Below are 26,180 nucleotides of genomic sequence, written 5' to 3' on the forward strand. Positions count from 1 at the left end.
AAGTTGACCTCGTGTGTCAGATCCGTGTCTTCGGGGACCCGCTCCTCGGGCGAGGGGCACGGTCGGAGACCCTCCGGTGAGGCCTCGCACTCCTCTCGCGCTCCCGTGGGCTGCCGGGTTCGGAGTGGCGTACGCGCTGCTGGCGGTCGTCGCACGGCTGACGGTCATCGACGGCCAGACGGTGAGCCTGGTGTGGCCAGGCGCCGGCGTGGCGATGCTCTGGCTGCTCGCCGAGTCGCCGAGTCGGCAGCTGCGGGTCCTGGCCCCGCTGCTCGCCATCCATGCCGGCGTCGTCTGGGCCACCGGTGCGCCGTACCTCGTCGTGCTCTCCGGGTCGCTGTCGGTGACGTTCCAGACCTGGCTCACCGTGACGCTGATGAGGCGCTGGTGCCCGACGCTCCTCGGCGCGGGTGGCACGGAGAGCTTCCGGTCGCCGAGGACGCTGGCCCGCACCTGCGGCGCCGCCGCGCTCGGCAGCGCCGCGGGTGCCCTGATCGGTGCCGTCGGCGTCTGGGCGTCCGGCAGCAGCGTGGACGCGTGGGTCCCGCAGGCCTGGTTCACCCGCCACTTCGCGGGAATCCTCGTCGTCGGCTGCATCGGCCACCTCGCCTGGGAGTGGTACACCCAGCACGTCGCTCCCCGTGCGCGTGGCGGCTCACGACTCGAGCTGGTGCTGCTGTGGGCGGTCTCCCTGCTCGCCCTGGTCGCGATCTTCGTCCAGCCGCTCCCGCTCGCGTTCGTGGTGGTCTCGCTGTGCGTCTGGTCGGCCGCTCGCTTCCCGACCTACCTCGCCGCGATCCACGCACTCACTCTGGGACTCGGCGCCCTCGTGCTGACCCTCGCCGGCCTCGGCCCGTTCGCGAGCATGGGCGACCCGGTCGAGGCCGCTGTGCTCACCCAGGTCTTCCTGGTCACCGTGCTGCTGACCGGTCTCGGCGTCGGAACCCTGAGCGACCGCATCGACGAGCTGGTCGCGCGCACAGCTCGGGCGCAGGAGCGCGCCGCCGAGCAGGCCACGCTGCTCGCGGAGATGACCGAGAGCATGGGCGAGGGCCTGGTCGTCGTCGGCGCGGACGGCAGCATCGAGCGCAGCAACGGCGCGAGTCGGCGCCTCGCGCACCGCGTGCGTCCGGGGGTTCCCGACTCCGTCGCCCTCACCGCGCTCGTCGAGCTGGTCGTCAACCCCGATGCCGCGAACACCGGCGCGCTGCGCGCCGAGCTCGGTGTCGGTGACGTCCAGGTGCCACTGGACTCCGGCGAGGAGATCGTCCTCGCCGTCTCGCGGGCGGTGCTCCCGTCCCGACGCGGCGAGGAGAGCGGCTCGGCCGTGCTGCTCGTGCTGCGCGAGGTCACCGAGCACCGGCAGGGCCTGCGCCCCCTGGTGAGCTTCGCCTCGACGGCTGCGCACGACCTCCGCGGCCCCCTCACGGCCATCCGCTCCTGGATCGGCCTGGCGACCGAGGACATGGACGCCGACACCCAGACCTACGCCGCGCTCCAGCGCGCGGAGCGTGCCTCGATCCAGATGGCCGACCTGATCGACGACCTGCTCGCGCACGCCCTCGCCGAGGCCGGTGACCTCGTGCCCGAGCACATCGCGCTGACCGGCGCCGACGGGATGTTGACGCTCGCGGGCGCGCTCCTCGGCCCCGACGACGTGCTCGAGGTGTCCGGGGAGCTGCCGGCCGTGCACGCGGACCGGCTAGCGGTGCGCCAGCTCTTCGCCAACCTGATCGACAACGCGGTGAAGTACGCCCGCCCGGGCGTCCCGGCGGTGGTCGGGGTGACGGCCCGGCGCCAGGGCTCGCGCGTGGTCGTCGAGGTGCGCGACAACGGGGTCGGTGTCGACGAGCACGAGCGCACGCTCATCTTCCAGCGGTTCCACCGCAGCGACGCGGTCCGCGCCGGCTTCCGCGGCACCGGGATGGGCCTGTCGATCTGCCAGACGATCGTGCACCGTCACGGCGGGTCGATCGAGTGCCTGCCCGCCGAACCCGGCCCGGGCTCGATCTTCCGCTTCGACCTGCCGGCCTCGGAGATGGTGGTGCCGCTGCCCGAGTCGTCGCGCTCGGGCGAGCGCGCCTCCGCCTAGCTCGCACGCTCACTGGGTTTCGAGCCGCCCGTCGCGATCTCGTACCTCGGTCGCTTCCCCCGTCGGCCCGACTCGCTTCGCTTCGTCGGACCGGGGGCCCTCAACCTCTTCGCGTTCACGTCCGCGCTGACGCGCGTCCGTGAGGCTCAGACGTTGCGGCGGTACTGGCCGCCGACCTCGAAGAACGCCTCGGTCACCTGCTGGAGCGAGCAGACGCGGGCGGCGTCCATCAGGACGGCGAAGACGTTCTCGCCCGACACCGCGGCGTCCTTGAGCCGGGCCAGCGCCTCCTGCGCCTCCGCGCCGTGCTCGGCCTGGAAGGCACGCACGCGGGAGAGCTGCGACTCCTTCTCGGACTCGGTGGCACGGGCGAGCTCGATCTCCTGCGGCTGCGCGTCGGCGGCCGACTCCTTCACGAACGTGTTGACGCCGATGATCGGCAGCGAGCCGTCGTGCTTGCGGTGCTCGTAGAGCATCGACTCGTCCTGGATCCGGCCGCGCTGGTAGCCGGTCTCCATCGCGCCGAGCACGCCGCCGCGCTCGTTGATCGAGTCGAACTCGGCGAGGACGGCCGCCTCCACGAGGTCGGTGAGGTCGTCGATGATGAAGGAGCCCTGGAGCGGGTTCTCGTTCATCGCCAGGCCCCACTCGCGGTTGATGATCAGCTGGATCGCCAGCGCGCGGCGTACGGACTCCTCCGTCGGGGTCGTCACCGCCTCGTCGTATGCGTTGGTGTGGAGGCTGTTGGCATTGTCGTAGATCGCGATGAGCGCCTGCAGCGTGGTGCGGATGTCGTTGAAGTCCATCTCCTGCGCGTGCAGCGACCGGCCGCTCGTCTGGACGTGGTACTTCAGCTTCTGCGACCGCTCCGAGGCGCCGTACTTCTCCTTCATGGTGACTGCCCAGATGCGGCGGGCGACGCGGCCGAGGACGGAGTACTCGGGGTCCATGCCGTTGGAGAAGAAGAACGACAGGTTGGGCGCGAAGTCGTCGATCTTCATGCCGCGCGCGAGGTAGGCCTCGACGTAGGTGAAGCCGTTGGCGAGGGTGAACGCGAGCTGGCTGATGGGGTTCGCCCCGGCCTCGGCGATGTGGTAGCCGGAGATGCTGACGGAGTAGAAGTTGCGCACCTGCTGCTGGATGAACCACTCCTGGATGTCGGCCATCATCCGCAGCGAGAACTCGGTGGAGAACAGGCAGGTGTTCTGGCCCTGGTCCTCCTTGAGGATGTCGGCCTGCACGGTGCCGCGGACGTTCGCGAGGGCGTACGCCGCCAGGGTGGCGCGCTCCTCCTCGCTGGGCTCGCGGCCCTCCTTGTCGCGGAACGCGTCGACCTGCTGGTCGATCGCGGTGTTCAGGAAGAACGCCAGCACCGTGGGGGCGGGGCCGTTGATCGTCATGCTGACGGACGTGGTGGGCGCGACGAGGTCGAAGCCGTCGTACAGCGCCTTCATGTCGTCGAGGGTCGCGACGCTGACGCCCGACGTGCCGACCTTGCCGTAGACGTCGGGGCGCGGGTCGGGGTCGCGGCCGTAGAGCGTCACCGAGTCGAAGGCCGTCGAGAGGCGGGTCGCGTCGTTGCCGTGGGAGAGGATCTTGAAGCGGCGGTTGGTGCGTGCCGGGTCGCCCTCGCCGGCGAACATGCGGGCCGGATCCTCGTTGTCACGCTTGAACGGGAAGACGCCGGCCGTGAAGGGGAAGTAGCCCGGGAGGTTCTCGTTGCGCCAGAAGCGCACCAGCTCGCCGTGGTCGGTGAAGCGGGGCAGCGAGACGCGCGGGATCTTGTTGCCGCTCAGCGACTCCTTGGTCAGCTTGGTGTGGATCTCCTTGTCGCGGACCTTCACCACCTGCTCGTCGCCGGAGTAGGACTCCACGACCGCCGGCCACGCCGCGATCTGGTCGGCGACCTCGTGCGGGACGTCCTTGCGGGCGGACTCCAGCAGGGCGGGCAAACCATCGGTGGTCGAGTGCCCGGCGAGGGACGAGCCGGGTGTATCGAGACCCAGCTCGGCGGCCACGGCCTCGATCCGCTGGAGCCGCTGGGACGCCGCGACGAGCGTCTCGGTCTGCGCGTGGTAGCCCCGCACCGTCTCGGTGATCTCGGACAGGTAGCGCACCCGGTCGGCCGGCACGACCTGCCGGATGCCCGACGAGTGACGTACGTCGACGTGGGGGAGCGTGCCGTCGTGGACCTCGAGCCCGGCGGTCGCGAGCTCGTCGCGCAGGTGCTGGTAGAGCGCGGTCACGCCGTCGTCGTTGAACGTCGCGGCGCTGGTGCCGAAGACCGGCATGTCGTCGGGCTGCTTGCCGAAGGCCCCGCGGTTGCGGACCAGCTGGCGGCCGACGTCGCGCAACGCGTCCTTGGCGCCGCGGCGCTCGAACTTGTTGATCGCGACGCTGTCGGCGAAGTCGAGCATGTCGATCTTCTCCAGCTGCGAGGCGGCGCCGAACTCCGGCGTCATCACGTAGAGCGAGTGGTCGACCAGCGGCACGATGCCGGCGTCGCCCTGGCCGATGCCGGGCGTCTCGACGATCACCAGGTCGTGGCCGGCGGCCTTCATCACGTCGATCACGTCGGCGAGGTGGTCGGGCACCTCGTGGGCGCCGCGGGTGGCGAGCGAGCGGAAGAAGACGCGGTCGCCGTCGAGGGAGTTGGCGCGGATCCGGTCGCCGAGCAGCGCGCCGCCGCCCTTGCGCCGCGTCGGGTCGACCGCGATCACGGCGATGCGGAGCTTGTCCTGCTGGTCGGTGCGGAAGCGGCGCACGACCTCGTCGGTCAGCGATGACTTGCCGGAGCCGCCGGTGCCGGTGATGCCGAGCACGGGCACGACGCGGCGGGCTGCCGCCGTACGGATCTCGGCGAGCATCGCCTCGTCGAGGCGACCCTCCTCGGCGCCGGTGATCGCGCGCGCGACGGCGAACCGGTCGCCGCTCAGCACCTGCTCGACGGTGACCGCCTGGTCGGACCAGAGGTCGATGTCGCAGGCCTCGACCACGGAGTTGATCATCCCGACGAGGCCCATCTTCTGGCCGTCCTCGGGGGAGAAGATGGTGACGCCCGACTCACGGAGCCGGGTGATCTCGGACGGCACGATGACGCCGCCACCGCCGCCGACGACCTTCACGTGGCCGGCACCGGCTGCACGCAGTGACTCGACGAGGTACTCGAAGTACTCCACGTGCCCGCCCTGGTAGGACGACACGGCGACGCCCTGCACGTCCTCCTCCAGCGCCGCGTCGACGACCTCCTGCACGGACCGGTTGTGGCCGAGGTGGATGACCTCGCAGCCCTGGCTCATGAAGATCCGCCGCATGATGTTGATCGACGCGTCGTGGCCGTCGAAGAGGCTCGAGGCGGTGACGAGGCGGATCGGGTTCTTCGGGGTGTGCAGGTCAGCCATGGAAAGATAGTAGGACATCCAACTAATTACCCGCGAGTTACCAGCCGAGGCGGATGAGGATCCCCGGATATCCGGGGATCCTCCCGCTTAGTAGCGAATGCATCGGCTACAAAGCGGGAGGTCCGGGTGCGAAGCCCGCGCCCGGCGGTCAGAACGAGTCGCCGAGGCCCGTCCGCAGGGCCGTGAGCCGATCGGTGAGGGCGCGTACGTCGCCCTCCGGCAGGCCGGGGGTCTCGAAGACCTCCCGGTTGAGCGCGGAGGTGGCCCCCTCGACGGCGTCGCGCCCGGCGGCGGTGAGCACGGCCAGCACGACCCGCTTGTCCTCGTCGCCGCGCTCGCGCTCGACGTACCCCTGCGCGACGAGGCGGTCCACCGCGCTGGTGACGCTGGTCGGGTGGACCTGGAGCAGCGAGCCGAGCCGCGACATCGGCATCGCCGCCTCGCGCGCGAACGACAGCAGTCGCAGCACCTCGTAGCGGGCGAAGGTCAGCCCGCGGGGGCGCAGCACCGCGTCGATCCGCTCCATCAGCAGCTGCTGGGCGCGCACCACCGAGGTCACCATCGCCATGCCGTCGGCGGCGTCTGCCCAGCCGTGCGCCACCCACTGGCGGTGGGCCTCGGAGATCGGGTCGCGCGTCATGGCTGGAGGGTAGTCAGCAGCGCGTGCGCCTCGACCATCGCGGGGCCGTACCAGGTGAGCAGCCGCCCCGAGACCAGTCGCGTCGGGGTCGTGAGGGCCTCGGGCCCGTCGTCGGCGGTGAAGACGTACGGCTCGTCCGGCAGCAGTACGACGTCCGCGCCGGCGCGGTCGATGTCGTCGGGAGTGACGGTCGGATAGCGCCCCTCCTGGTCGGCGAGCACGTTGACCAGCCCGGCCCGGGCGAGCAGGTCGTCGGTGTAGGTCCCGGACCCGACCACCATCCAGGGGTCGCGCCAGATCGGCACCGCAACCCGCAGCCGTGGCGCCGTCGGCGACGACCACAGCGCGCGGGCAGCCTCCAGCCACGGCGGGTCCGTGAGCCCGAGGGCCTCGGCGAAGAGCCGCGACATCGAGGTGAGGGACTGCTCGACGGTCTCGATCCGGGTGACCCACACGGCGACGCCGGCGTCGCGGAGGCGGCGTACGTCGAGCTCCCGGTTCTCCTCCATGTTGGCGACCACGAGGTCGGGGGACAGGGCCCGGATCGCAGCCAGGTCGGGGTTCTTGGTCCCGCGCACGCGCGGCACGGCGAGGTCGGCCGGGTGGGTGCACCAGTCGGTGGCGCCGACCAGGACCGAGGGTGCGGTCGCGACGATCGCCTCGGTCAGCGAGGGCACCAGCGAGACCACCCGGACCGCGGGTCCGGCCAGGGGCACCTCGGCACCGAGGTCGTCGCGAGCCATGCCGCGACCCTAGGCGGTCACCGACCCGGTCCGGACCAGTCCACGGGTGGAGGCGTTTTTGGTCGGCGGGTGGTGCTTCGTGGTGAGGTGTTCCCCATGAGCACGCACGTCGGCCCCGTGGGCCTGCCGATCGACGGCAGGGAGCGGGCTGCGCGCGAGGGGTGGACCCGTCCTGTCCGCAGCCCCGCCACCGGTGAGCCGCTCTGGGACCTCCCCGACGCCGGTCCGGCCGACGCCGACGACGCGGTCGAGGCCGCCTGGCGGGCCGTGCACGCGACGGGCTGGAGCACCGACGGTGCGATGCGGGTCAAAGCACTGCTCGGCTTCCAGGAGGCGCTGGTCGCGGAGTCCGACCGTCTCGCCGAGCTGCTCGCCACCGAGACGGGCGTGCCGATCGCCCTGCGCGAGACCTACGTCGACGCCCCCGTGGCCGCGCTGCGCACCGGTCCCGGCCGGGCCAACCCGAAGGTCACCGCCGTGATCACGCCGGCGACGTCGCCGATCGCCGTCGCCCTCGACGAGATCGGCCGCACGCTGGTCGCCGGTGGGGCGGTCGTCCTCAAGCCGGCCCCCGAGGCGGCGCGGGCCGCGATCGAGATCGGTCGCATCGGGCTGGACTTCCTGCCGCGCGGGGTGCTCAACGTGGTGGCCACCCGCGACGTCGACGTGGCGATCGGGCTCACGACCGACCGGCGCGTGGACGACGTGTCGTTCACCGGCTCCGCGATCGTCGCCGAGCGCGTGAAGGACGCCGCCACCCACGCCCGCAAGCGGGTCCGGGTCGACACCGGCGCTCCCCAGATGATCCGCGCGCGCGACAACCGCGACCTCGCGGAGGTCGTCGCCCGGGCCGCGGTGACGGTGGCGACCAACGCCGGCCAGGCGTGCCGCATCCCGACGAGCGTGGTCGTCCCGGCCTTCCGCTTCATGGAGGCCCGGGAGGCCGCCAAGGAGGCCATGGCCGCGGTCGCCGTCGGCGACCCGCTCGACCCCGCCACCGTGTGCGGGCCGCTCCGCTCGCCGGTCGCCCGCGACCGCGTGCTGCGCTACGTCGCGCTGGCGCAGTCCGAGGGTGCCGACATCGCCGCCGGCGGGCACGCGCTCGACCGCGGCGGCTGGTGGGTGGCGCCCACCGTCATCGGCGGTGTGTCCCGCGACTCGCGGCTGGTGACCGAAGAGGTCCTCGGCCCGGTGCTCATGCTGGTGGCCGACTCCCGGCGCGGCGCATCGGCACGTGCATGACGCCGTCCTCGTCGAACTCCGGTCCCGTCACCTCGAAGCCGTAGCCGCGGTAGAACCCCGTCAGCCCGGTCTGGGCGTCCAGCCGCACCTCGCGGTCGCCGCACTCCGCCATCGCCCGGTCCATCAGGACGCCCGCAAGTCCGCGCCTGCGCGCAGTAGGCGCCACGACGACGCGTCCGATGCGCGCCCACTCCCCGTCGTCGAGGAGGCGCAGGCAGCCGACCAGCTCCTCGTCCTCGACCAGCAGGACGTGCCGCGTCGTGTCCTCGAGGTCGCGGCCGTCGAGGTCGGGGTAGGGCGACTGCTGCTCGACGACGAAGACCTGCTGGCGCAGCCGCCACAGGGCGTACGCCAGTCGCGGCGCGAGCTCGTCGAAGCCGACGCAGCGCACGTTGGTGCTCATCTCGCGAACCCCACGACCTGCGCGAACGCCCGCCGGGACTCGGGCACGAACGGCAGCAGGCCGTAGACGTGGATCAGGTCGTGCTCCTCGACCGCGGTCAGGTCCCAGCCGGCCTCCGCCGCGCGGCGTACGAGCAGGCGGCAGCCCGGGTGCAGCAGGTCGCGGGTGCCGTAGAGCACCATCGCCCGCGGCAGTCCGGCGAGGTCGGCCAGCGCCGGCGAGACCTCGGGGCGGCCGAGGTCGTCGGGCGAGCCCGCCCACCACAGGGCGTACGCCTGGAGCTTGCCGAAGAACAGCCACGGGTCGATCGCGTCGGCCGCCCGCGTCTCCTCGATCGTCGAGGTGGTGAGGTCGGCCCACGGTGCGTGCATGACCAGGTGGGTGGCGGGGGTGAGGCCGCGGTCGCGCATGGACAGGGCGACCGACAGGGCCAGGCCGCCGCCGGCGGAGTCGCCGGCGAGCACGATGCCGCCCTCCTCGCCGGCCCAGCGCGCCGCGTCGTCGACGAGCGCGTCGTGGGAGTCCTTCCACGTGTGCTCGGGGGCGAGCGGATAGTCGGGCATCACGACCCGCGCGCCGATCGCGTCGGCCAGACGGGTGGCGTACCTGACATGGAAGCCGTCGATCGGCGCCATGAACCCGCCGCCGTGGACGTAGTAGAGGGTGCGGGTCGGCCGGCGCCTGCGCGGCGTGAGGACGTGGCAGGGGAACCCGATGTCGACCACCTCGGTGTCCCACCGCCTCGCGAAGCCGGGGGTCGCGCGGGTCGGCAGCGAACGGTCGAGGGTGCCGTGCCACCTCTCGACCCGCGCACGCTCGGCGGGCTCGTTGTCGAGGTCGCGCGACTTGCGGACCTTCGGGACCAAGGTGGCCAGCAGGTCGTGGCGGCGGCTCGGCATGCCCGCAGCGTACGGCTGGTCGAGCGGCCACGGCGTACGACCAGTACGCTTGCACCACACAGACAGGGGAGCACGTGCAGGCGTGCTGAGAGTGCGGACCAGCCGCAGACCCTCCGAACCTGATCCGGCTAGCACCGGCGATAGGGAGTCACCAGATGCACAGACGTGTTCGCGCTGCACTCATCACCGCGACGGGGGTGCTGACGCTCGCAGGCTGCAGCCTCGCCGGCGGCGGCTCGGGCGAGACCGCCTCCGAACCGACCAGTCCCAGCGGCTCGGCCGGCGAGCCCGGCGGCACCGTCGTGCTGGCCACGCACGAGTCGTTCCACCTGCCGAAGAAGCTGGTGAAGGAGTTCGAGGCCGAGTCCGGCTACACCCTCGAGGTCCGCGCCGCCGGTGATGCCGGCACGCTGGCCACCAAGCTCAGCCTGACCGCCGACAACCCGATCGCCGACGCCGCCTTCGGCGTCGACAACACCTTCGCCTCGCGCCCGCTCGGCGAGGGCGCCTTCGCCGACTTCACGCCGACGACGGAGCCGCCGGCCGAGTACGCCCTCGCCGACGGCGGCGACCAGCTCGTCCCGGTCGACTCGGCCAGCGTGTGCGTCAACGTCGACAGCTCCTGGTTCGACCAGGAGGGCCTCGAGCCGCCGAAGACGCTCGCCGACCTCACCGACCCGGCCTACGCCGACCTCTTCGTCACCCCCGGCGCCTCGACCAGCAGCCCGGGCATGGCCTTCTTCCTCGCCACCGTGGCGGAGTACGGCGACGACTGGAAGGACTACTGGACCGACCTGCTGGCCAACGGCGCGAAGGTCGTCGACGGCTGGGAGGACGCCTACTACGGCGACTTCACCGCCGGCTCCGACACCGGCACCCGCCCGATCGTGGTGTCGTACGACTCCTCGCCGGCCTTCACCGTCTCCGGCGGCAAGACCACGACCGCGGCGCTGCTCGACACCTGCTTCCGCCAGGTGGAGTACGCCGGTGTGCTCGCGGGCGCCGACAACCCGAAGGGTGCCGAGGCGCTGGTCGACTGGCTCCTGAGCGACGAGGTGCAGAGCGCCCTGCCGGAGTCGATGTACGTCTTCCCGGTCATGCCCGGCGCCACCATCCCGTCGGACTGGGCGGAGTTCGCCCAGCAGCCGAGCGACCCCTACACGGTCGACCCCGCCGAGATCTCGGCCAACCGCGAGCAGTGGCTGACCGACTGGACGGACGTCGTCTCGCGGTGAGGCCCCTCCCATGAGGCGCATCGCCGCCCTCCTGCTCCTGGCCGCCGGGCCGGTGCTGGTGCTCGGCGTGCTCTTCGTCCTGCCGGTGACCGGCATGGTCTCCGAGGGCTTCGTGGTCGACGGGCGGTTCGCGCCCGGTGAGGTGCTCGAGGTGCTGGCGCGGCCACGGGTGCACCGGGTCGCGTGGTTCACGGTGTGGTCCTCGGCAGTCGCGACGCTGGTCGCCGTCGTGCTCGGGCTGCCGGCGGCGTACGCCCTGCACCGGCTGGCGCTGCCCGGTCGCGCCGCGGTGCGCGCGGCGATGCTGGTGCCGTTCGTGCTGCCGACCGTGGTGGTCGGCGTCGCGTTCCGCCAGCTGCTGGGGGAGGGCGGGCCGCTCGGCTTCCTCGGCCTCGACGGCACCCCGGTCGCCATCATCTGCGGCCTGGTCTTCTTCAACGTCGCCGTCGTCATCCGCACCGTCGGCGTCGCGTGGGAGTCGCTCGACCCGCGCCCCGGCCAGGCCGCGGCCGCCCTCGGCGCCTCGCCGTGGCAGGTGCTGCGCACGGTGACCCTGCCGGCGCTGCGGCCCGCGATCGTCGGCGCGGCCAGCGTGGTCTTCCTCTTCTGCGCGACGGCGTTCGGGATCGTGCTGACCCTCGGTGGGGTGCGGCACGCGACCGTCGAGACCGAGATCTACCTGCTGACCACGACGATCTTCGACCTGCGGGCGGCGTCAGCGCTGTCGGTGCTCCAGATCGTCGTGGTGGTGGGCCTGCTCGCCCTCGCCGCGCGGCTGCGCGCGGTGCCCGACCCGACGGCCCAGCGGACCGTCACCCCGCCCCGCGCCGTACGACGCGCAGACGTGCCCGTGGTCGTCGCGACGACGCTGGTGCTGCTCGCGGTGCTGCTGCCGATCCTCACCCTCGTGGTCGGCTCGCTGTCGGTCGGCGACGGGTGGGGGCTGGCCAACTACCGCGCACTGACCACCCCCGGCGACGACCAGGTGCTGCTCGTGCCGGTGACCAGCGCGCTGGCCACCAGCCTGCGCACCGCCGTCGACGCGACGTGGATGTCGCTCCTGCTGGGCGTCATGGTCGCCACCATCGTCACCCGGCGCTCGCACTCGGTCGCCGAGCGGCGGGTCCGCTCGACCCTCGACGGGTTCTTCATGCTGCCCCTGGGCGTCAGCGCGGTGACGCTGGGCTTCGGCTTCCTGATCACCCTCGACCACCCGCCGCTCGACCTGCGCGACTCGCCGCTCCTCGTGCCGATGGCGCAGGCGCTCGTCGCCCTGCCGCTGGTCGTGCGCACGCTGACGCCGGTGCTCGGCGGCATCGACGACCGGCAGCGCCAGGCCGCCGCGTCGCTGGGAGCCTCGCCGCTGCGTACTCTCCTGACCGTCGACGTGCCCGTCGTCTGGAAGCCGATGCTCGCGGCGAGCGGGTTCGCGTTCGCCGCGTCGTTGGGGGAGTTCGGGGCGACCTCGTTCCTCGCCCGCGACACCAGTCCGACGCTGCCCGTCGTGATCTTCCGGCTGATCGGGCACCCCGGTGAGATGAACTACGGCATGGCTCTCGCCGCCTCCGTCGTGCTCGCGGTCACCACCGCTGTCGTCATGCTCGCCGTCGAGCGGCTCCGCGTGCCGGGTGTGGGAGCGTTCTGATGGTGCTGCAGCTCTCCGACGTCACCGTGCGCTACGGCGACACCGTCGCGGTCGACGACGTGTCGCTCGAGCTCGAGACCGGCCAGGTGCTCGCGGTGCTCGGCCCCTCGGGCTGCGGCAAGTCGACGCTGCTGCGCGCGGTCGCCGGGCTCGAGCCGCTCTCGGGCGGGTCGATCTCGTGGGACGGCGCCGACCTCGCCGGCGTACCCACCCACAAGCGTGGCTTCGCGCTGATGTTCCAGGACGGCCAGCTCTTCGCCCACCTCAGCGTCGCGCGCAACGTCGCGTACGCCCTGCGCCTGCGGCGGGTGCCGTCCGCGCGGGTCGCGTCGCGGTTGCGCGAGCTGCTCGCGCTGGTCGGCCTGGAGGGGTACGACGACCGGCTCCCCGGGACGCTCTCGGGAGGTGAGCGGCAGCGGGTCGCCCTCGCACGCGCCCTGGCCGTCGAGCCGCGCCTGATCCTGCTCGACGAGCCGCTCTCGGCACTCGACGCGACGTTGCGCGAGCGGCTGGCGACCGACCTGCGGTCGATCCTGCACGCGGCCGGGACGACGGCGCTGCTGGTGACGCACGACCACGAGGAGGCCTTCGCGCTGGCCGACCGCCTCGCGGTCATGCGCGGAGGGCGCGTCGTGCAGGACGGCGCGATCGACGAGGTCTGGCGCGCGCCGGTCGACGAGGACACCGCACTGTTCCTGGGCTACGCGCGAGTGGTGCGCGACGACGCCGCCGTGGCCGTGCTCGCCGTCGCCGGGCTCCCGCCCGCGCCGGCCGTCGCACTGCGCCGTTCTGCGCTGGTGGTCTCCGGGTCGGACGGCATCGAGGCGCGCGTCGACTCGGCCCGCGTGACGCCCGAGCAGGTGCGCCTAGTGGTCGACGCCGCGGGCATCGGCACGCTCGACGCGGTCGCCCCGCTCGGCAGCCGGGTGGCGCCGGGCGACGAGGTGACGCTGCGGGTCGATGTGACACGTCTCGCGGTCCTGCCGATCACGGCCCGTCCTTGACCCGTCCCTAGACTGACCTGCGTGTATCGACCGGCCTATGCCCTCCTCGTCGGAGTCGCCGCCCTCATGGGCGCCCTGGCGGTGACGGCCGCGATCACGCTCGACCGTCCGCTGGTCGACCCGGAAGGGTTCCTCGGCCCGTCCTGGCTGCGGCTGCCGCTGCTGGTGCTCGGGGCGTTCCTCCTCGACATGCTCCCGAGGACGCTGTGGGAGTCCCGGCTCAAGCCGGCGCTGATGCCGGAGATCGTGCGGGAGCGGATCCGCACGCACTGGGACCGCGAGCGGATCATCCTCGTCGTGCTCGGGCTCGTGAGCTTCTACATCACCTACGTCTGCTACCGGAACCTCAAGTCGTTCCTGCCCTTCATCATGGGCGAGGACAAGTACGACCGTGAGCTCCACCTGATCGACCGGGCGCTGATGTTCGGCCACGAGCCGGCGACGATCCTGCACACCATCTTCGGCACCGGGATCCTGGCCCACTTCCTCTCGACCATCTACCTGTGGTTCCTGCCGCTGGTGCCGCTGGCGCTCGCCGCCTGGCTGGTGTGGTCGCGCAACATCACCTTCGGCTACTGGTTCGCCACCTCGCAGTGCCTCGCATGGGCGCTCGGCACCGCGTCCTACTACGCGCTGCCGACCCTCGGCCCGGGCTTCCAGTACTCCTACCTCTACGCCGACCTCCCCGACACCGGGTCCAGCCAGCTGATGGAAGCGTTGTCCTACGGCAGATCGAGCGTCATCCGTGACGGCGCGGAGGGAGCGGTGCAATCGGTCGCGGGCTTCGCGTCCCTGCACGTCGGGATCACCCTGCTCGTCGCGCTGATGGTGCAGTACACCCTGCGCAACAAGCTGATCCGCATCGTGTTCTGGGCCAACTTCTCGATCACCGTGGTCGCCACCCTCTACTTCGGCTGGCACTACATCGCCGACGACCTCGCCGGCGTCGTCATCGCGCTCTTCTCCTTCTGGCTCGGTGGTCTCGCCTCCGGGCAGAAGTTCGACAGGCACGGGTTGGCCTCCCACCCGACGTCGACCACCTCCCAGGTCCCCGTCGACGCCGACTGACCGCCGTACTTCCAGAATCCCCGGATATCCGGTGATCCTCACGCTTCGTGGCCAATGCATTCGCTACAAAGCGTGAGAACCGGGTGCTCAGCTGGTGAGCCGGGCCGCTCCCTTGCGCGAGCTCATCACCTTGCGGATGCGCGTGGCGAGGAGTTCCGGCCGGCCCAGGTCGGCCCACGTCACGCGGATACAGGTCCACCCGGTGAGCTGGCAGACCAGCTCCTCTCGCTTCTTCTCCCGCATCAGGAACTCCTCGAGCGTCTCGCCCTCGCGCCTGTGCTTCTCGTACTTCGCCCGTCCGTCGACCTCGACGAACACCCCGAGGTCCGGCCAGGCGAAGTCCAGTCGAGCGACCAGGTCGCCGTGCTCGTCATACACCTCGAACTGCGGCTCCGGTCGCGGCAGCCCCTGGATGTACGTCAGGTAGCTGAACCGGTCCTCGGCGACGGACTCCAGGCGGTGGTCGGCGAGCCGGACGACGAGGTCCGCAGTCAGGCTTCGCGGCCACAACGGGTGGCTCTCCACCTCGGCTGCGAAGTCCTCGATCGTCATGGCCCTGGCGTGGAGCAGGCGGTTGGTCGCGACGAGCGCCACCTCCACGCCGGCGATCGTGGTCATCTCGAAGGCGGAGCGCGCAGCCTTGCTGATCGGGACCCCGTTGACGATCTCGACGTCGCTGCTCTCGAGCATCCCCCGGTGCGGGACCCAGTCGGCGATCCGTCTGCCTGCGCGTTCGGGAATGGTGCGAGTCGTGTGTGCCACCTGGAGCGGGAATCCCCAGATCGGCACCTGGCGCTCCACGATCGAGGATCCGTGGGTCAGGACGGTCGATTCGTGCGCGGTGGCCAGCACCGCGCGGCACAACAGTCGGTGCTGCTCCTCCGGCGTGCACGAGTCCCAACGCTCGTACGACACGTAGGCGCCGTGCCGGATGCGGTGGAGCACCTTCGACCTGACCAGGCGGGCGATCTGGTTGTCCGTCAGGCCGTCGTCGATCAGTTCGCGGCGAAGCCGCACGAGGCCGTTGAGGTCGAGAACGTCGGGATCCATGTCGACGATCTCCCCGCCTCACGTCGCGCGCATGCCTCCCGATCTGTGCCTGTGGACAAGCCGTTCGCGCCACGACGTGACCGTGGCCTTGCGCCCAGATCTCACGCTTTGTAGTGGATGTATTCGCTACAAGGCGTGAGGTTCCCCGGATATCCGGGGATTCCGTTGCGATTGGGGGTTGAAATGACATTCATGTAGTTTGCAAGCCGACACGCCGGGTGAAGGTGAAAAAGTTGGGGAAAGTGTTCCTTGTGTGACGAAAGTTGATTAGCGTGCCTCGCGTTGCCCATGCGGTGGGGAAGCCGCACGGGCCTCCGAGACCCAAGGGGAACCCCCGTGCCCTTCGCACCACCGCAGGACCCGACGGCTGCGCCGCGTCGTACGACGTCGCGCTGGGCGAGCGCCATCGTGCTCGTCGCCGGACTGGCGATGGGGGGTGGGCACGGCGCCGCGTTCGCGGACGAGGGCGCCGGCCGGGCCGACGTACCGTCCGAGGCCGACATCGCGGCGGCGCAGCAGGAGGCGGCCGACAAGGGGCGTGACGTGGCGGCCGTGAAGGCCGACCTGATCCGCGCCAACCTCGCCCTCGAGAGCGCCGGCGACACCGCCGCGCAGGCCGCCGAGGCCTACAACGGCGCCCGGTGGCGGGCCGAGCAGGCACGGCAGGACGCGACCGACGCCGAGGCCGCCGCGACGGCGGCCCGCGAGGAGGTCGACGCTATGCGTGACCTCTACGCCGACACCGTGGTCCGGTCCTACGAGGAGGCCTCGGAGGTCCAGGGCCTCGCTGCGGTGGTCGAGTCCGACGGCATCGAGTCGATGATCGATCGCAGCGTCACCATGGGCAACACCTCCGACGCCCTCGACAACCAGTACGACGCCTTCACCGCCGCGTCGGCCGTCGCAGATGTCACCGCCGCCACCGCCGCGCAGGCGTCCGAGCGGGCGGCCACTGCGGAGGCCGACGCCGAGCAGGCACGCGACGCCGCGGCCTCCGCCGAGGCCGACGCCGGGGCGCAGGCTGAGGCCATCGCCGCCAAGAAGTCGGAGCTCATCGCCGAGCTCGCGGACCTCCAGGGCGTCAGCGTGCGGATGGCCGAGAAGCGCCAGCGCGCGCTGGAGCAGGCCGCCGCCGAGGCTGCCGCGGCCGCCGCCCAGGCGCAGGCCCAGGCGGAGGCGCAGGCCCAGGCGGAAGCCGAGGCGCAGGCGGAGGCGGAGGCGGAGGCGCAGGCCACGCCGACCCCGACCCCGACGAAGCCGACGCCGACCAGCAAGCCGACGCCGACCGAGACGCCGACCGCCACCCCCACCCCGACCGAGACCCCGACGCCCACGCCGACACCTACCCCGACACCCACCCCGACACTCACCCCGACCCCGGTCCCCACGCCGCCGCCGGCACCGACCGGCGACGCCTCGGCCGCCATCGCGTTCGCGCAGGGCCAGCTCGGCAAGCCCTACCGCTACGGCGCCGCCGGCCCCGACGCGTGGGACTGCTCGGGCCTTACCTCGGCCGCCTGGGCCCGGGGCGGCAGGACGCTGCCGCACTACTCCGTCGCGCAGTACACCCAGTCGACGAAGATCACCGCCAGCCAGCTCGTGCCCGGCGACCTGGTCTTCTGGGGCTCGTCGAGCAGCCCGAGCTCGATCTACCACGTCGCGATCTACGTCGGCGACGGCCAGATCATCCACGCGCCGCGGACGGGCCGGAACGTCAGCCAGGAGTCGATGTACTACTGGCGGGCACCCACCTTCTTCGCCCGCCCCTGACCGGGCCTGACCGGGCCGGGCCCTCAGCGCACCTTGCGCGCGAAGCGGGCCGCCAGCTCGCCGGGGTCCATCCCGCCGTCGAGGACGAGACGCGTCGGCCAGGCCGACGTGTCGATGCCGGAGAGCTCCTCGAAGACCGCGAGGTCCTTGGCGTAGACCTCGGCCAGGCGCGACACGTCGTCGGCCGTCGGCGCCGTGCCGGGTACGACGTCCGCGCCGGCGTGCCAGTTCTTCAACGGCGGCACCCGGTCGAACCGCGGCAGCTCGAGGAAGTCGGTCGTGCGGTGCACGGTCTCCTCGAAGTCGCCCAGCATCGAGCGCAGCTCGAGCAACAGCCACTGGTGGCGCGGGAACAGCTCGAAGCCGCGCTGCAGCTGCTCGCCGTAGAACCCGCGGGCAATCCCCGTCATGTGCCGCCACCGCATCGTGCGCACCTCAGCGGGATCGGGCACCTCGTCGGGCAGCGAGGTGTGCGGCCACTCGGTGAGGAAGTCGGGCCAGTCGGGCCAAGCGAGGTTGCGCGAGCGGAGCATCACCCAGTGGGAGAAGAGCCGCTCGAGCGGATCGCGGAACACCGCGACGAGCGGCATCGAGGCGTCGTACGCCCGCATCCGCTCGAGCGCGTGCGGCCAGTAGAGGTAGGTCGGCGAGGCGTCGCCGACCAGCCGGTGGATCGGGGCGCGACGGGGCGCGGAGTAGTCACGCGCGTAGTCGGGCGCCGACCAGTCGACGGTCTCGTCGTCGAAGTAGTGGCGCTCCTTGTCGGGCGGCTGGCAGATCAACCGGTGCTGGTTGAGCGTCACCGCGAGGGTGGACGTGCCGCCCTTCTGCACGCCGACCACGGCGTAGTTGTAGGCCATCACCCCCAGAGGGCCTGGAGGCGTGGCATCTGACACGTTCATCGCGGTGAACCTACCTGCCGGACTACTTTGTGAGCCATGGCCACCGAGCAGGTCCCGCCCGTCGCGGACGAGATGCCCACCGTGGAGCCCGAGACCCCGACCGTCGCGGGGGACGACGCAGCCGTCCACGCCGCCGACCCCGGCTACCGCCAGCCCGAGGTCGACGTCGACGCGCTCCGCACCCTCCTCGACGGCCGCTACCGCGAGGTCCGCGACCTGGTGCGTGCCAACCTCGCCGAGCACGCGCAGATCCTCCTCGACGAGGAGGAGATGACCCGCGCGGACTTCCGCGAGCGGGTCAAGGAGGTCGTCGTGATGATGGCCGAGACCGGCCAGACGGGCATGGGCTTCCCGACCGAGTACGGCGGTGGCGGCGACATCGGCGCGTCCATCGCGGCCTTCGAGACCCTCGCCCTCGGCGACCTCTCGGTGCTGGTCAAGGTCGGCGTCCAGTTCGGCCTCTTCGGCGGAGCGATCCTCCAGCTCGGCACGAAGACCCACCACGACGCCCACCTCGCCGACCTCGTCAGCGGCCGCACGATGGGCTGCTTCGCGATGACCGAGAGCGGCCACGGGTCCAACGTGCAGGCCCTCGGCACCGTGGCGACGTACGACGTCGAGGCGCAGGAGTTCGTGATCACCACCCCCGACGACGCGAGCCGCAAGGACTACATCGGCAACGCCGCGGCCCACGCCGAGCTGGCCGTCGTCTTCGCCCAGCTCGACGTGGCGGGGGAGCGGCACGGCGTGCACGCCTTCGTCGTACGGATCCGCGAGGACGGCGCGGTCGTCGACGGCGTACGCATCGAGGACGACGGCCCCAAGATGGGCCTCAACGGCGTCGACAACGGCCGGATCTGGTTCGACGGCGTGCGGGTGCCGCGCACCGCGCTGCTCAACCAGTTCGCCGAGGTGACGCCCGAGGGCCGCTACCTCTCACCGATCGACAACCCCAACAAGCGCTTCTTCACGATGCTCGGCACCCTCGTCCAGGGCCGGGTCTGCGTCGGTGGTGCCGGCATCAACGCGGCCAAGGTCGCGCTGACCATCGCCACCCGCTATGCCGTACGACGTCGCCAGTTCGAGGCGACCTCCCCCGACGAGGAGCAGGTGCTGCTCGACTACGGGATGCACCAGCGCAGGCTCCTCCCGCTCATCGCGCGGACCTACGCGCTGCACTTCGCGCAGGAGGTCGTCGCCGGCCAGCTGCACGACGTCTTCACCGGCCCGGGCCCGACCGAGCAGGGCAACGACGAGCACGCCCGCCGGATGTTGGAGTCGCGGGCCGCCGGCACCAAGGCGCTCGGCACGTGGCACGCGACCCGCACCATCCAGGAGTGCCGCGAGGCGTGCGGCGGTGCCGGCTACCTCAGCGAGAACCGGTTCGCCGCGCTCAAGGCCGACACCGACGTCTTCACCACCTTCGAGGGCGACAACCACGTCCTGCTGCAGCTCGTGGCCAAGGGCCTGCTCACCGACTACGCCGGCGAGTTCGAGGACATGGACCAGCTCGGCATGGCCCGGTTCGTCGCCGGCCTCGCGGTCGAGACGGTCGTCGAGCGCACCTCGGTGCACAAGCTCGTGCAGTCGGTCCGCGACCTGCTGCCCGGCGGGGACAGGTGGGACCAGGAGGCCGGGCTGCTCGACCCGAACTACCAGCTCGCCATGCTGCGCTTCCGCGAGGAGCACATGATCGGCGGCGTCGCGAGGCGGCTCAAGCGCGGCATCGACCAGGGCGACAACCCCGGCGCCGTCTTCTCCCGCGTGCAGGACCACGTCATCGCCGCGGCCCGCGCCCACACCGAGCGCCTCGTGCTCGAGGCGTTCGTCGCGAAGACCGCCGAGCTCCCCGACGGCGACCTCAAGGTCGCGCTCAACCTGCTGTGCGACCTGCACGCCTTGTCGACCATCGAGGCCGATCGCGCCTGGTTCATGGAGCACGGCCGCCTCTCCAGCGCACGGTCCAAGGCGATCAGCCGCGAGGTCAACGCGCTGTGCCGCAAGGTCCGGCCGCTCGCGGTGGACCTCGTCGACGCCTTCGGGGTGCCGGACGAGATGCTGCGCAGCCCCGAGCTCCTGGCGTGGGGCGAGTGACATGACGTTCGGGGGACTGCCGACGCGCTGGGAGCCCGCAGGCGACAGCCGAGGCGTGGCGCTGGTCCTCCCGGGCCGTGCCTACTCGCCGAGCGCGCCACTGCTCGAGTTCGCGCGCAGGGCGTTGCTCCAGCACGGGTTCACCGTCCAGCAGCTGTGGTGGGACGCGGAGTCCCGGGGCGACGAGGACGGCGAGCAGTGGGTACGCCGCCACGTGGCCGCCGCCCACGCCGCGGAGCAGCATCATCGAGGAGGGGGCGACCACGTGCTGGTCGTCGCCAAGTCGCTCGGCACCCGCGCAGCGTCGTACGCCGCCGAGCGCGGGCTCGAAGCGGTCTGGCTCACCCCGCTCCTCACCGACCCGGTGGTCGCCGAGGCGATCGCCTCCAACGCCGGGCGGCAGCTCCTCGTCGGGGGCCTGGCAGACGAGCTCTGGGACCCCGCCGTCGCGCACGAGCTCGCCGACAACGGGTGCGACGTGCTCGCCGTGGCCGACGCGGACCACTCCATGGGCACCGACGACGCGGTCCGCACCGCGGAGGTCCACGTCGAGGTCGCCCGGGCCGTCGACACCTTCCTCTCCGGGATCTGACGTGCGCCGCCCGCGTCGGCTGGTCGGGGCCTGGAGCGAGGACCCACTGTGGGCGAGGGTCTACCCACGGCTCGTCGACAACCCGGTCGTCGGGGCGCCGCTGTGGCGCCTCGGTCTCGGCACCGACATCGGGCGGCTCTACGCGGCCACCCGGGAGATCGGCGAGCTGCCCGACGGTGCTCGTGTGCTCGACGTGCCCACCGGCAGCGGAGTCGCCCTGCGCGGCCTCCGCCCGGGTGGCCACGTCGACCTCGTGGCCGCCGACATCTCGCCGCGCATGCTCGAGCGGTCCGTCGACGCCGCCCGCCGGTGGGGCGTCGCCGACCAGGTCACCACCACGATCGCCGACGTCGGCGAGCTGCCCTTCGCGGACGGCACGTTCCACCTGGTCGTCTCGTTCACCGGCCTGCACGTCTTCCCCGACCCGCACCGGGCGATCGGCGAGATGGTCCGCGTGCTCGCCCCCGGTGGCGTGATTAGCGGCAGCGCGCTCTTCGCCGACGAGTTCCACGGCGTCGAGCGGCGCTACGGGCTCGTGCACGCCGCCGGCCGGGCCGCCCACGTGCTCGGGCCGATGTGCTCCTCGGCCGAGGCCGTGCAGTGGCTGGGGGAGGCGGGCGCGGTCGACGTACGCCTCGAGATGAGCGGTGGCCTCGGCTACTTCCGGGCGACCGCGCGACCGGTCTGAAGGCGGCTTGTCACAGATCCGTGCCGGGCGGTGTCTCCATGTCACCGACCGAGAGATGGAGATGACATGCCCAGCCAGTTCCGCATCCCGAAGGCCACCCTGGACGGCGCCTACGGAGCGCTCATGACCCGCGTCGCGCAGCGCATGTGGGGCAAGATCCCCGACAACGCCTACGTGCTGTGGCACAACAAGCCCGTGATGAAGGCGGTCTTCGGCTTCGAGCAGAAGCTCGCGAAGTGGAAGGCCCTCGACCCGCACCTGAAGACGTACGCCGAGATGGCGAGCGCCGGCGCGATCGGCTGCTCGTGGTGCATGGACTTCGGCTACTTCATGGCCCACACCAAGGGCCTCGACGAGGCGAAGGTCCGCGAGGTGCCGCGCTGGCGCGAGTCGGAGGTCTTCACCGACCTCGAGCGCGAGGTGATGGCCTACGCCGAGGCGATGACCGCGACCCCGCCCGAGGTCACCGACGAGATGGTCGCCAGCCTCGACCGGCAGCTCGGCCACGCAGCCGTCGTCGAGCTGACGATGATGGTCGCCGTCGAGAACGAGCGCTCGCGCTTCAACTCCGCGATGGGCCTGGCCTCGCAGGGCTTCAGCGAGGTCTGCGAGCTCCCGCTGGCCCAGGCTGGGACGATCACGACGTGACGCACCGCGAGTCGCCCTTGGTCGAGCACTGGGCCGCCCACCGCAGCCTCCTCTTCACCGTCTCCTACGAGATGCTCGGCTCCGCCGCCGACGCCGAGGACGTGATCCAGGAGGTCTGGCTGCGGTGGGCCGACGTGGTGGTCGAGGAGGTGCGCGACCCCCGTGCGTACCTCGTCCGGATGACCACCCGCCTCTCGCTGAACCGGATGCGGACGGTGTCGCGCCGCCGCGAGGACTACGTCGGCACCTGGCTCCCGGAGCCGGTGCTCACCGCGCCCGACGTCGCCGACGACGTCGAGCTGGCCGACAGCGTCTCGACCGCGATGCTGCTGGTGCTGGAGACGCTGCCGCCCACTGAGCGGGCGGTCTTCGTCCTGCGCGAGGTCTTCGACATGGCGTACGACGAGATCGCCGAGGCGGTCGAGAAGTCCGAGCCGGCGGTGCGGCAGATCGCCAGCCGCGCCCGCGGGCACGTGGCCGAGCGCCGCCCGCGGACCTCGGTGAGCGCGGCCGAGCGCGACGCGGTCATCGAGAAGTTCCGGGCCGCGACGGAGGGTGGCGACCTCCAGTCGCTGATGGACGTGCTGGCCCCCGACGTGGTGCTGATGACCGACGGCGGCGGCAAGGTCCAGGCCGCGCTCAACCCGATCTACGGCCGCGACAAGGTCTTCCGTTTCCTCACCGCGGTCACCCCCGACGCCCTGGAGCTGGTCCCGGTCTGGCTCAACGGCTCGCCCGCGATCCAGTTCGTCATCGCCGGCCAGCGCGACGGCGTCGGCACCATGCTCGTCGAGGACGGCGTGGTCACCCGGCTGTTCCTCGTCCGCAACCCCGACAAGCTCGGCCGGGTGCTCGACCCCGTCGACCTCGCCCGCATGTAACGCCGGGTTGCTGCTTGTTCTACCCATCGTCTGCGGGGGTCCCTACAAGCACCAACCCGGCGTTACAGCCGGCCGCCGCGCGTTCGCGGTGGGCGAACCCCGAACCGGAACATGCCTCCGGTTCCCGGGCGTTGAAGCCGGTATGACGAACAACCTGTCGCTTCCCGTGGTGTTCCTCCACGACACGGTCGTGCTCCCCGGCATGGTCGTGCCCATCGAGCTCGACGACCAGGCCCGCGCGGCGATCGACGCCGCGCGCCTAGCGCACGATGCAGACCCCGACAACGAGCCCACCCGCGTCCTCGTGGCCCCGCGCCTCGAGGACCGCTACGCCACCCACGGCGTCGTCGCCGTCGTCGACCGCGTCGGTCGCTTCGCCGGCGGCAAGCCCGCCGCCGTCCTCCGGGCCGAGCGCCGCGTCGCCATCGGCGCCGGTGTCGCCGGCCCCGGTGCCGCCCTCTGGGTCGAGGCCGAGGCCGTACCCGAGACACCCGTCACCGACGAGCTGCGTGCCCTCGCCGAGGACTACCGCGCGGTCGTGATCTCGATCCTCGAGCGCCGCGAGGCGTGGCAGGTCATCGACAACGTCCGTCGCATCACCGACCCCGACGCGCTCGCCGACATGTCCGGGTACGCGCCGTACCTCAGCGACGACCAGAAGCGCCAGGTGCTCGAGACGCCCGACGTCGGCGACCGGCTGCGGCTGCTCGTCGAGTGGACGCGGTCGTACGACACCGAGGACGAGGTCACCGACAAGATCAGCACCGACGTGCGCGAGGGCCTGGAGAAGACCCAGCGCGAGTTCGTGCTGCGCCAGCAGCTCGCCGCGATCCGCAAGGAGCTCGGCGAGGGCGAGCCCGACGGCTCGGACGACTACCGCGCCCGCGTCGAGGCCGCCGACCTGCCCGAGGCGGTCCGTGAGGCCGCGCTGCGCGAGGTCGACAAGCTCGAGCGCTCCAGCGAGCAGAACCCGGAGGCCGGCTGGATCCGCACCTGGCTCGACACCGTCCTCGAGCTGCCGTGGAACGTCCGCACCCACGACACCAACGACGTCGCCGCCGCCCGCGCGGTGCTCGACGCCGACCACCACGGCCTCGACGAGGTCAAGGACCGCATCACCGAGTACCTCGCCGTCCGGGCCCGCCGGGCCGAGCGTGGCCTCGAGGTGATCGGCGGCCGCGGCTCCGGTGCGGTGATCCTGCTCGCCGGCCCTCCCGGCGTCGGCAAGACCTCGCTGGGCGAGTCCGTCGCCCGCACGCTGGGCCGCAAGTTCGTCCGCGTCGCCCTCGGTGGCGTGCGCGACGAGGCCGAGGTCCGCGGCCACCGCAGGACGTACGTCGGTGCCCTCCCGGGCCGCACCGTGCGCGCCATCAAGGAGGCCGGCTCGATGAACCCGGTCGTCCTGCTCGACGAGGTCGACAAGGTCGGTGCCGACTACCGCGGCGACCCGGCCGCGGCCCTGCTCGAGGTGCTCGACCCGGCACAGAACCACACCTTCCGCGACCACTACCTCGAGCTCGACCTCGACCTGTCCGACGTGCTGTTCATCGCGACGGCCAACGTCGTCGAGCAGATCCCGTCGGCCCTGCTCGACCGCATGGAGCTCGTCACCATCGACGGCTACACCGAGGACGACAAGGTCGCCATCGCCCGCGACTTCCTGGTCCCGCGGCAGCTGGAGCGGGCTGCCCTGACGCCGGAGGAGGTCACGATCTCCGACGACGCGCTCGGCGAGATCGCGGCCAACTACACCCGCGAGGCCGGCGTACGACAGATGGAGCGGTTGCTGGCCAAGGCCTTCCGCAAGGCGGCGACGAAGCTCGCGACGGGTGACGTGGAGCGGATCGAGGTGGACCGCGACGGCCTCGTCGACCTGATCGGCCGCCCGCGCTTCACGCCCGACAGCCACGAGCGCACCGACGTGCCGGGTGTCGCCACCGGCCTGGCCGTGACCGGCCTCGGCGGTGACGTGCTCTACGTCGAGACCTCCGTGGCCGAGGGCACCGCGGGGCTGACCGTCACTGGCCAGCTCGGCGACGTGATGAAGGAGTCGGCCTCGATCGCGCTGTCCTGGGTACGTGCGCACGCGGGCGAGCTCGGCATCGACCCGGCCGCCTTCGAGCGGTCGATCCACGTGCACTTCCCGGCCGGCGCCGTCCCCAAGGACGGCCCGTCCGCGGGCGTGACGATGGTGACCGCGCTGGTCTCGCTGCTGACCGGGCGTCCTGTGCGCTCCGACGTCGGCATGACCGGCGAGGTCTCGCTCGCGGGCCGGGTGCTGCCGATCGGCGGCCTCAAGCAGAAGCTGCTGGCCGCCCAGCGCGCCGGGCTGTCGACGGTGTTCATCCCCGAGCGCAACCGCCCCGACCTCGACGACGTACCTGCCGAGCTGCTCAGCGAGCTCGACGTGCGCCCGGTCGGTCGGGTCACGGAGATCCTCGCCGAGGCCCTGGAAGGAGTGGCGCCCGCCGCGTCTGCCGCCGCCTGATCGGAAACATGTAACGCCGGGTTAGTGGCACTACCCACCCTGATGCAAGGGGGTGGGTAGGTGCACTAACCCGGCGTTACAGCGGCTGCAGGGAGCCGGAAGTCAGGCGTCCTCGCCCAGGCTGTCGTCGGCGAGGTTGTCGACGTCGTTGCCGTGGCCCTCGTTCTTGAAGCGCTCGAAGGAGGCCCGGACCTCGGCCTCGGCCTCGGTGCGGCCGACCCAGTCGGCGCCTTCGACGGACTTGCCGGGCTCGAGGTCCTTGTAGACCTCGAAGAAGTGCTGGATCTCCAGGCGGTCGTACTTGGAGACGTGGTTGATGTCGCGCAGGTGCTCCAGGCGCGGGTCGTGGCTCGGCACGCAGAGGACCTTGTCGTCGCCGCCGGCCTCGTCGGTCATGCGGAACATGCCGATCGCGCGGCACTCGATGAGGCAGCCCGGGAAGGTCGGCGACTGGAGGATGACGAGCGCGTCGAGCGGGTCGCCGTCCTGGCCGAGGGTGTTCTCGATGTATCCGTAGTCGGCCGGGTAGGCGGTCGAGGTGAAGAGCATGCGGTCCAGGCGGATCCGCCCGGTCTCGTGGTCGACCTCGTACTTGTTGCGCTCGCCCTTGGGGATCTCCACCAGCACGTCGAAGCTCAGCACGTCTTCCTCCACTCTCGGCACGTCATCGGGCCGTCTTCAGTTCACGTTCCGCT

At 71.7% G+C, this 26,180-nt stretch carries 21 protein-coding genes and 1 riboswitch; of the genes, 13 read left to right on the top strand and 8 right to left on the bottom strand.

The features are described from left to right. The first annotated feature begins 76 nt into the window (after positions 1–76). Positions 77–2,092, top strand: coding sequence for an ATP-binding protein (locus J2X46_RS19055; protein WP_310253363.1), 2,016 nt, complete (start codon positions 77–79; stop codon positions 2,090–2,092). Between the two features lie 146 nt (positions 2,093–2,238). Here the strand turns inward: J2X46_RS19055 and icmF are convergent, their stop codons facing one another. The 3 genes from icmF to J2X46_RS19070 form a co-directional block, all read right to left on the bottom strand. After that, positions 2,239–5,493 carry a fused isobutyryl-CoA mutase/GTPase IcmF gene (gene icmF, locus J2X46_RS19060; protein ID WP_310253364.1) on the bottom strand — a complete coding sequence of 1,085 codons (3,255 nt, stop codon included), beginning with the start codon at positions 5,491–5,493 and terminating at the stop codon, positions 2,239–2,241. Between the two features lie 148 nt (positions 5,494–5,641). After that, positions 5,642–6,133 (bottom strand): MarR family transcriptional regulator, encoded by a 492-nt coding sequence (locus J2X46_RS19065; protein ID WP_310253365.1) that lies wholly within the window; start codon positions 6,131–6,133, stop codon positions 5,642–5,644. Beyond that, on the bottom strand, positions 6,130–6,876 hold the full coding sequence (locus J2X46_RS19070) for a helical backbone metal receptor (protein ID WP_310253366.1): 747 nt from the start codon (positions 6,874–6,876) through the stop codon (positions 6,130–6,132). Before J2X46_RS19070 ends, J2X46_RS19065 begins: the two co-directional genes overlap by 4 nt. 96 nt (positions 6,877–6,972) lie before the next feature. Between J2X46_RS19070 and J2X46_RS19075 the strand changes: the two genes are divergently transcribed. Next, positions 6,973–8,118, top strand: a complete 1,146-nt coding sequence (locus J2X46_RS19075; protein ID WP_310253367.1) for an aldehyde dehydrogenase family protein — start codon at positions 6,973–6,975, stop codon at positions 8,116–8,118. On the opposite strand, the gene J2X46_RS19080 is transcribed toward J2X46_RS19075, so the two are convergent. Both J2X46_RS19080 and J2X46_RS19085 read right to left on the bottom strand, forming a co-directional pair. After that, positions 8,072–8,521, bottom strand: a complete 450-nt coding sequence (locus J2X46_RS19080) for a GNAT family N-acetyltransferase (protein ID WP_310253368.1) — start codon at positions 8,519–8,521, stop codon at positions 8,072–8,074. The two genes, J2X46_RS19075 and J2X46_RS19080, sit on opposite strands and share 47 nt — an antisense overlap. After that, entirely contained in the window at positions 8,518–9,420 is a 903-nt protein-coding gene (locus J2X46_RS19085; RefSeq protein WP_310253370.1) for an alpha/beta hydrolase fold domain-containing protein, read from the bottom strand. The genes J2X46_RS19080 and J2X46_RS19085 overlap by 4 nt, the downstream gene beginning before the upstream one ends. Before the next feature lie 54 nt (positions 9,421–9,474). Continuing rightward, positions 9,475–9,584: riboswitch (TPP riboswitch) on the top strand. On the opposite strand from J2X46_RS19085, the gene J2X46_RS19090 reads away from it, so the two are divergent. From J2X46_RS19090 to J2X46_RS19105, 4 genes are all read left to right on the top strand, one after another. Further along, positions 9,576–10,655: a thiamine ABC transporter substrate-binding protein gene (locus tag J2X46_RS19090; protein WP_310253372.1), complete on the top strand. Its 1,080-nt coding sequence runs from the start codon at positions 9,576–9,578 to the stop codon at positions 10,653–10,655. It overlaps the preceding riboswitch by 9 nt. 10 nt (positions 10,656–10,665) lie before the next feature. Further along, positions 10,666–12,300 (top strand): iron ABC transporter permease, encoded by a 1,635-nt coding sequence (locus J2X46_RS19095; protein WP_310253374.1) that lies wholly within the window; start codon positions 10,666–10,668, stop codon positions 12,298–12,300. Continuing rightward, positions 12,300–13,304: an ABC transporter ATP-binding protein gene (locus J2X46_RS19100; protein WP_310253376.1), complete on the top strand. Its 1,005-nt coding sequence runs from the start codon at positions 12,300–12,302 to the stop codon at positions 13,302–13,304. The genes J2X46_RS19095 and J2X46_RS19100 overlap by 1 nt, the downstream gene beginning before the upstream one ends. Positions 13,305–13,325: 21 nt before the next feature. Beyond that, on the top strand, positions 13,326–14,372 hold the full coding sequence (locus J2X46_RS19105) for a phosphatase PAP2 family protein (RefSeq protein WP_310253378.1): 1,047 nt from the start codon (positions 13,326–13,328) through the stop codon (positions 14,370–14,372). An 87-nt stretch (positions 14,373–14,459) separates the two neighbouring features. Here the strand turns inward: J2X46_RS19105 and J2X46_RS19110 are convergent, their stop codons facing one another. Then, positions 14,460–15,422 carry a type IV toxin-antitoxin system AbiEi family antitoxin domain-containing protein gene (locus tag J2X46_RS19110; RefSeq protein ID WP_310253379.1) on the bottom strand — a complete coding sequence of 321 codons (963 nt, stop codon included), beginning with the start codon at positions 15,420–15,422 and terminating at the stop codon, positions 14,460–14,462. Positions 15,423–15,758: 336 nt separating this feature from the next. Here J2X46_RS19110 and J2X46_RS19115 point away from each other — a divergent pair, with 336 nt between their 5' ends. Then, on the top strand, positions 15,759–17,192 hold the full coding sequence (locus J2X46_RS19115) for a C40 family peptidase (RefSeq protein ID WP_310253381.1): 1,434 nt from the start codon (positions 15,759–15,761) through the stop codon (positions 17,190–17,192). Between the two features lie 23 nt (positions 17,193–17,215). Here the strand turns inward: J2X46_RS19115 and J2X46_RS19120 are convergent, their stop codons facing one another. Further along, entirely contained in the window at positions 17,216–18,094 is an 879-nt protein-coding gene (locus tag J2X46_RS19120; protein WP_310253383.1) for a sulfotransferase domain-containing protein, read from the bottom strand. A 36-nt stretch (positions 18,095–18,130) separates the two neighbouring features. Between J2X46_RS19120 and J2X46_RS19125 the strand changes: the two genes are divergently transcribed. The 6 genes from J2X46_RS19125 (at position 18,131) to lon (ending at position 25,485) form a co-directional block, all read left to right on the top strand. Beyond that, positions 18,131–20,188 (top strand): acyl-CoA dehydrogenase, encoded by a 2,058-nt coding sequence (locus tag J2X46_RS19125; RefSeq protein WP_310253385.1) that lies wholly within the window; start codon positions 18,131–18,133, stop codon positions 20,186–20,188. Between the two features lies 1 nt (position 20,189). After that, positions 20,190–20,780, top strand: a complete 591-nt coding sequence (locus J2X46_RS19130) for a hypothetical protein (RefSeq protein WP_310253387.1) — start codon at positions 20,190–20,192, stop codon at positions 20,778–20,780. Position 20,781: 1 nt separating this feature from the next. Continuing rightward, positions 20,782–21,468 carry a class I SAM-dependent methyltransferase gene (locus J2X46_RS19135; RefSeq protein WP_310253388.1) on the top strand — a complete coding sequence of 229 codons (687 nt, stop codon included), beginning with the start codon at positions 20,782–20,784 and terminating at the stop codon, positions 21,466–21,468. 66 nt (positions 21,469–21,534) lie between these two features. Next, positions 21,535–22,116 (top strand): carboxymuconolactone decarboxylase family protein, encoded by a 582-nt coding sequence (locus J2X46_RS19140; RefSeq protein ID WP_310253389.1) that lies wholly within the window; start codon positions 21,535–21,537, stop codon positions 22,114–22,116. After that, positions 22,113–22,997, top strand: a complete 885-nt coding sequence (locus tag J2X46_RS19145; protein WP_310253390.1) for an RNA polymerase sigma-70 factor — start codon at positions 22,113–22,115, stop codon at positions 22,995–22,997. The genes J2X46_RS19140 and J2X46_RS19145 overlap by 4 nt, the downstream gene beginning before the upstream one ends. A 142-nt stretch (positions 22,998–23,139) precedes the next feature. Next, complete coding sequence (gene lon, locus J2X46_RS19150) at positions 23,140–25,485, top strand: endopeptidase La (RefSeq protein WP_310253392.1); 2,346 nt, start codon at positions 23,140–23,142, stop codon at positions 25,483–25,485. Between the two features lie 102 nt (positions 25,486–25,587). Here the strand turns inward: lon and J2X46_RS19155 are convergent, their stop codons facing one another. Continuing rightward, complete coding sequence (locus J2X46_RS19155) at positions 25,588–26,124, bottom strand: inorganic diphosphatase (RefSeq protein ID WP_310253500.1); 537 nt, start codon at positions 26,122–26,124, stop codon at positions 25,588–25,590. Positions 26,125–26,180 lie beyond the last annotated feature (56 nt).

The organism is Nocardioides sp. BE266 (genome assembly GCF_031457855.1).
Taxonomy (GTDB): Bacteria; Actinomycetota; Actinomycetes; order Propionibacteriales; family Nocardioidaceae; genus Nocardioides.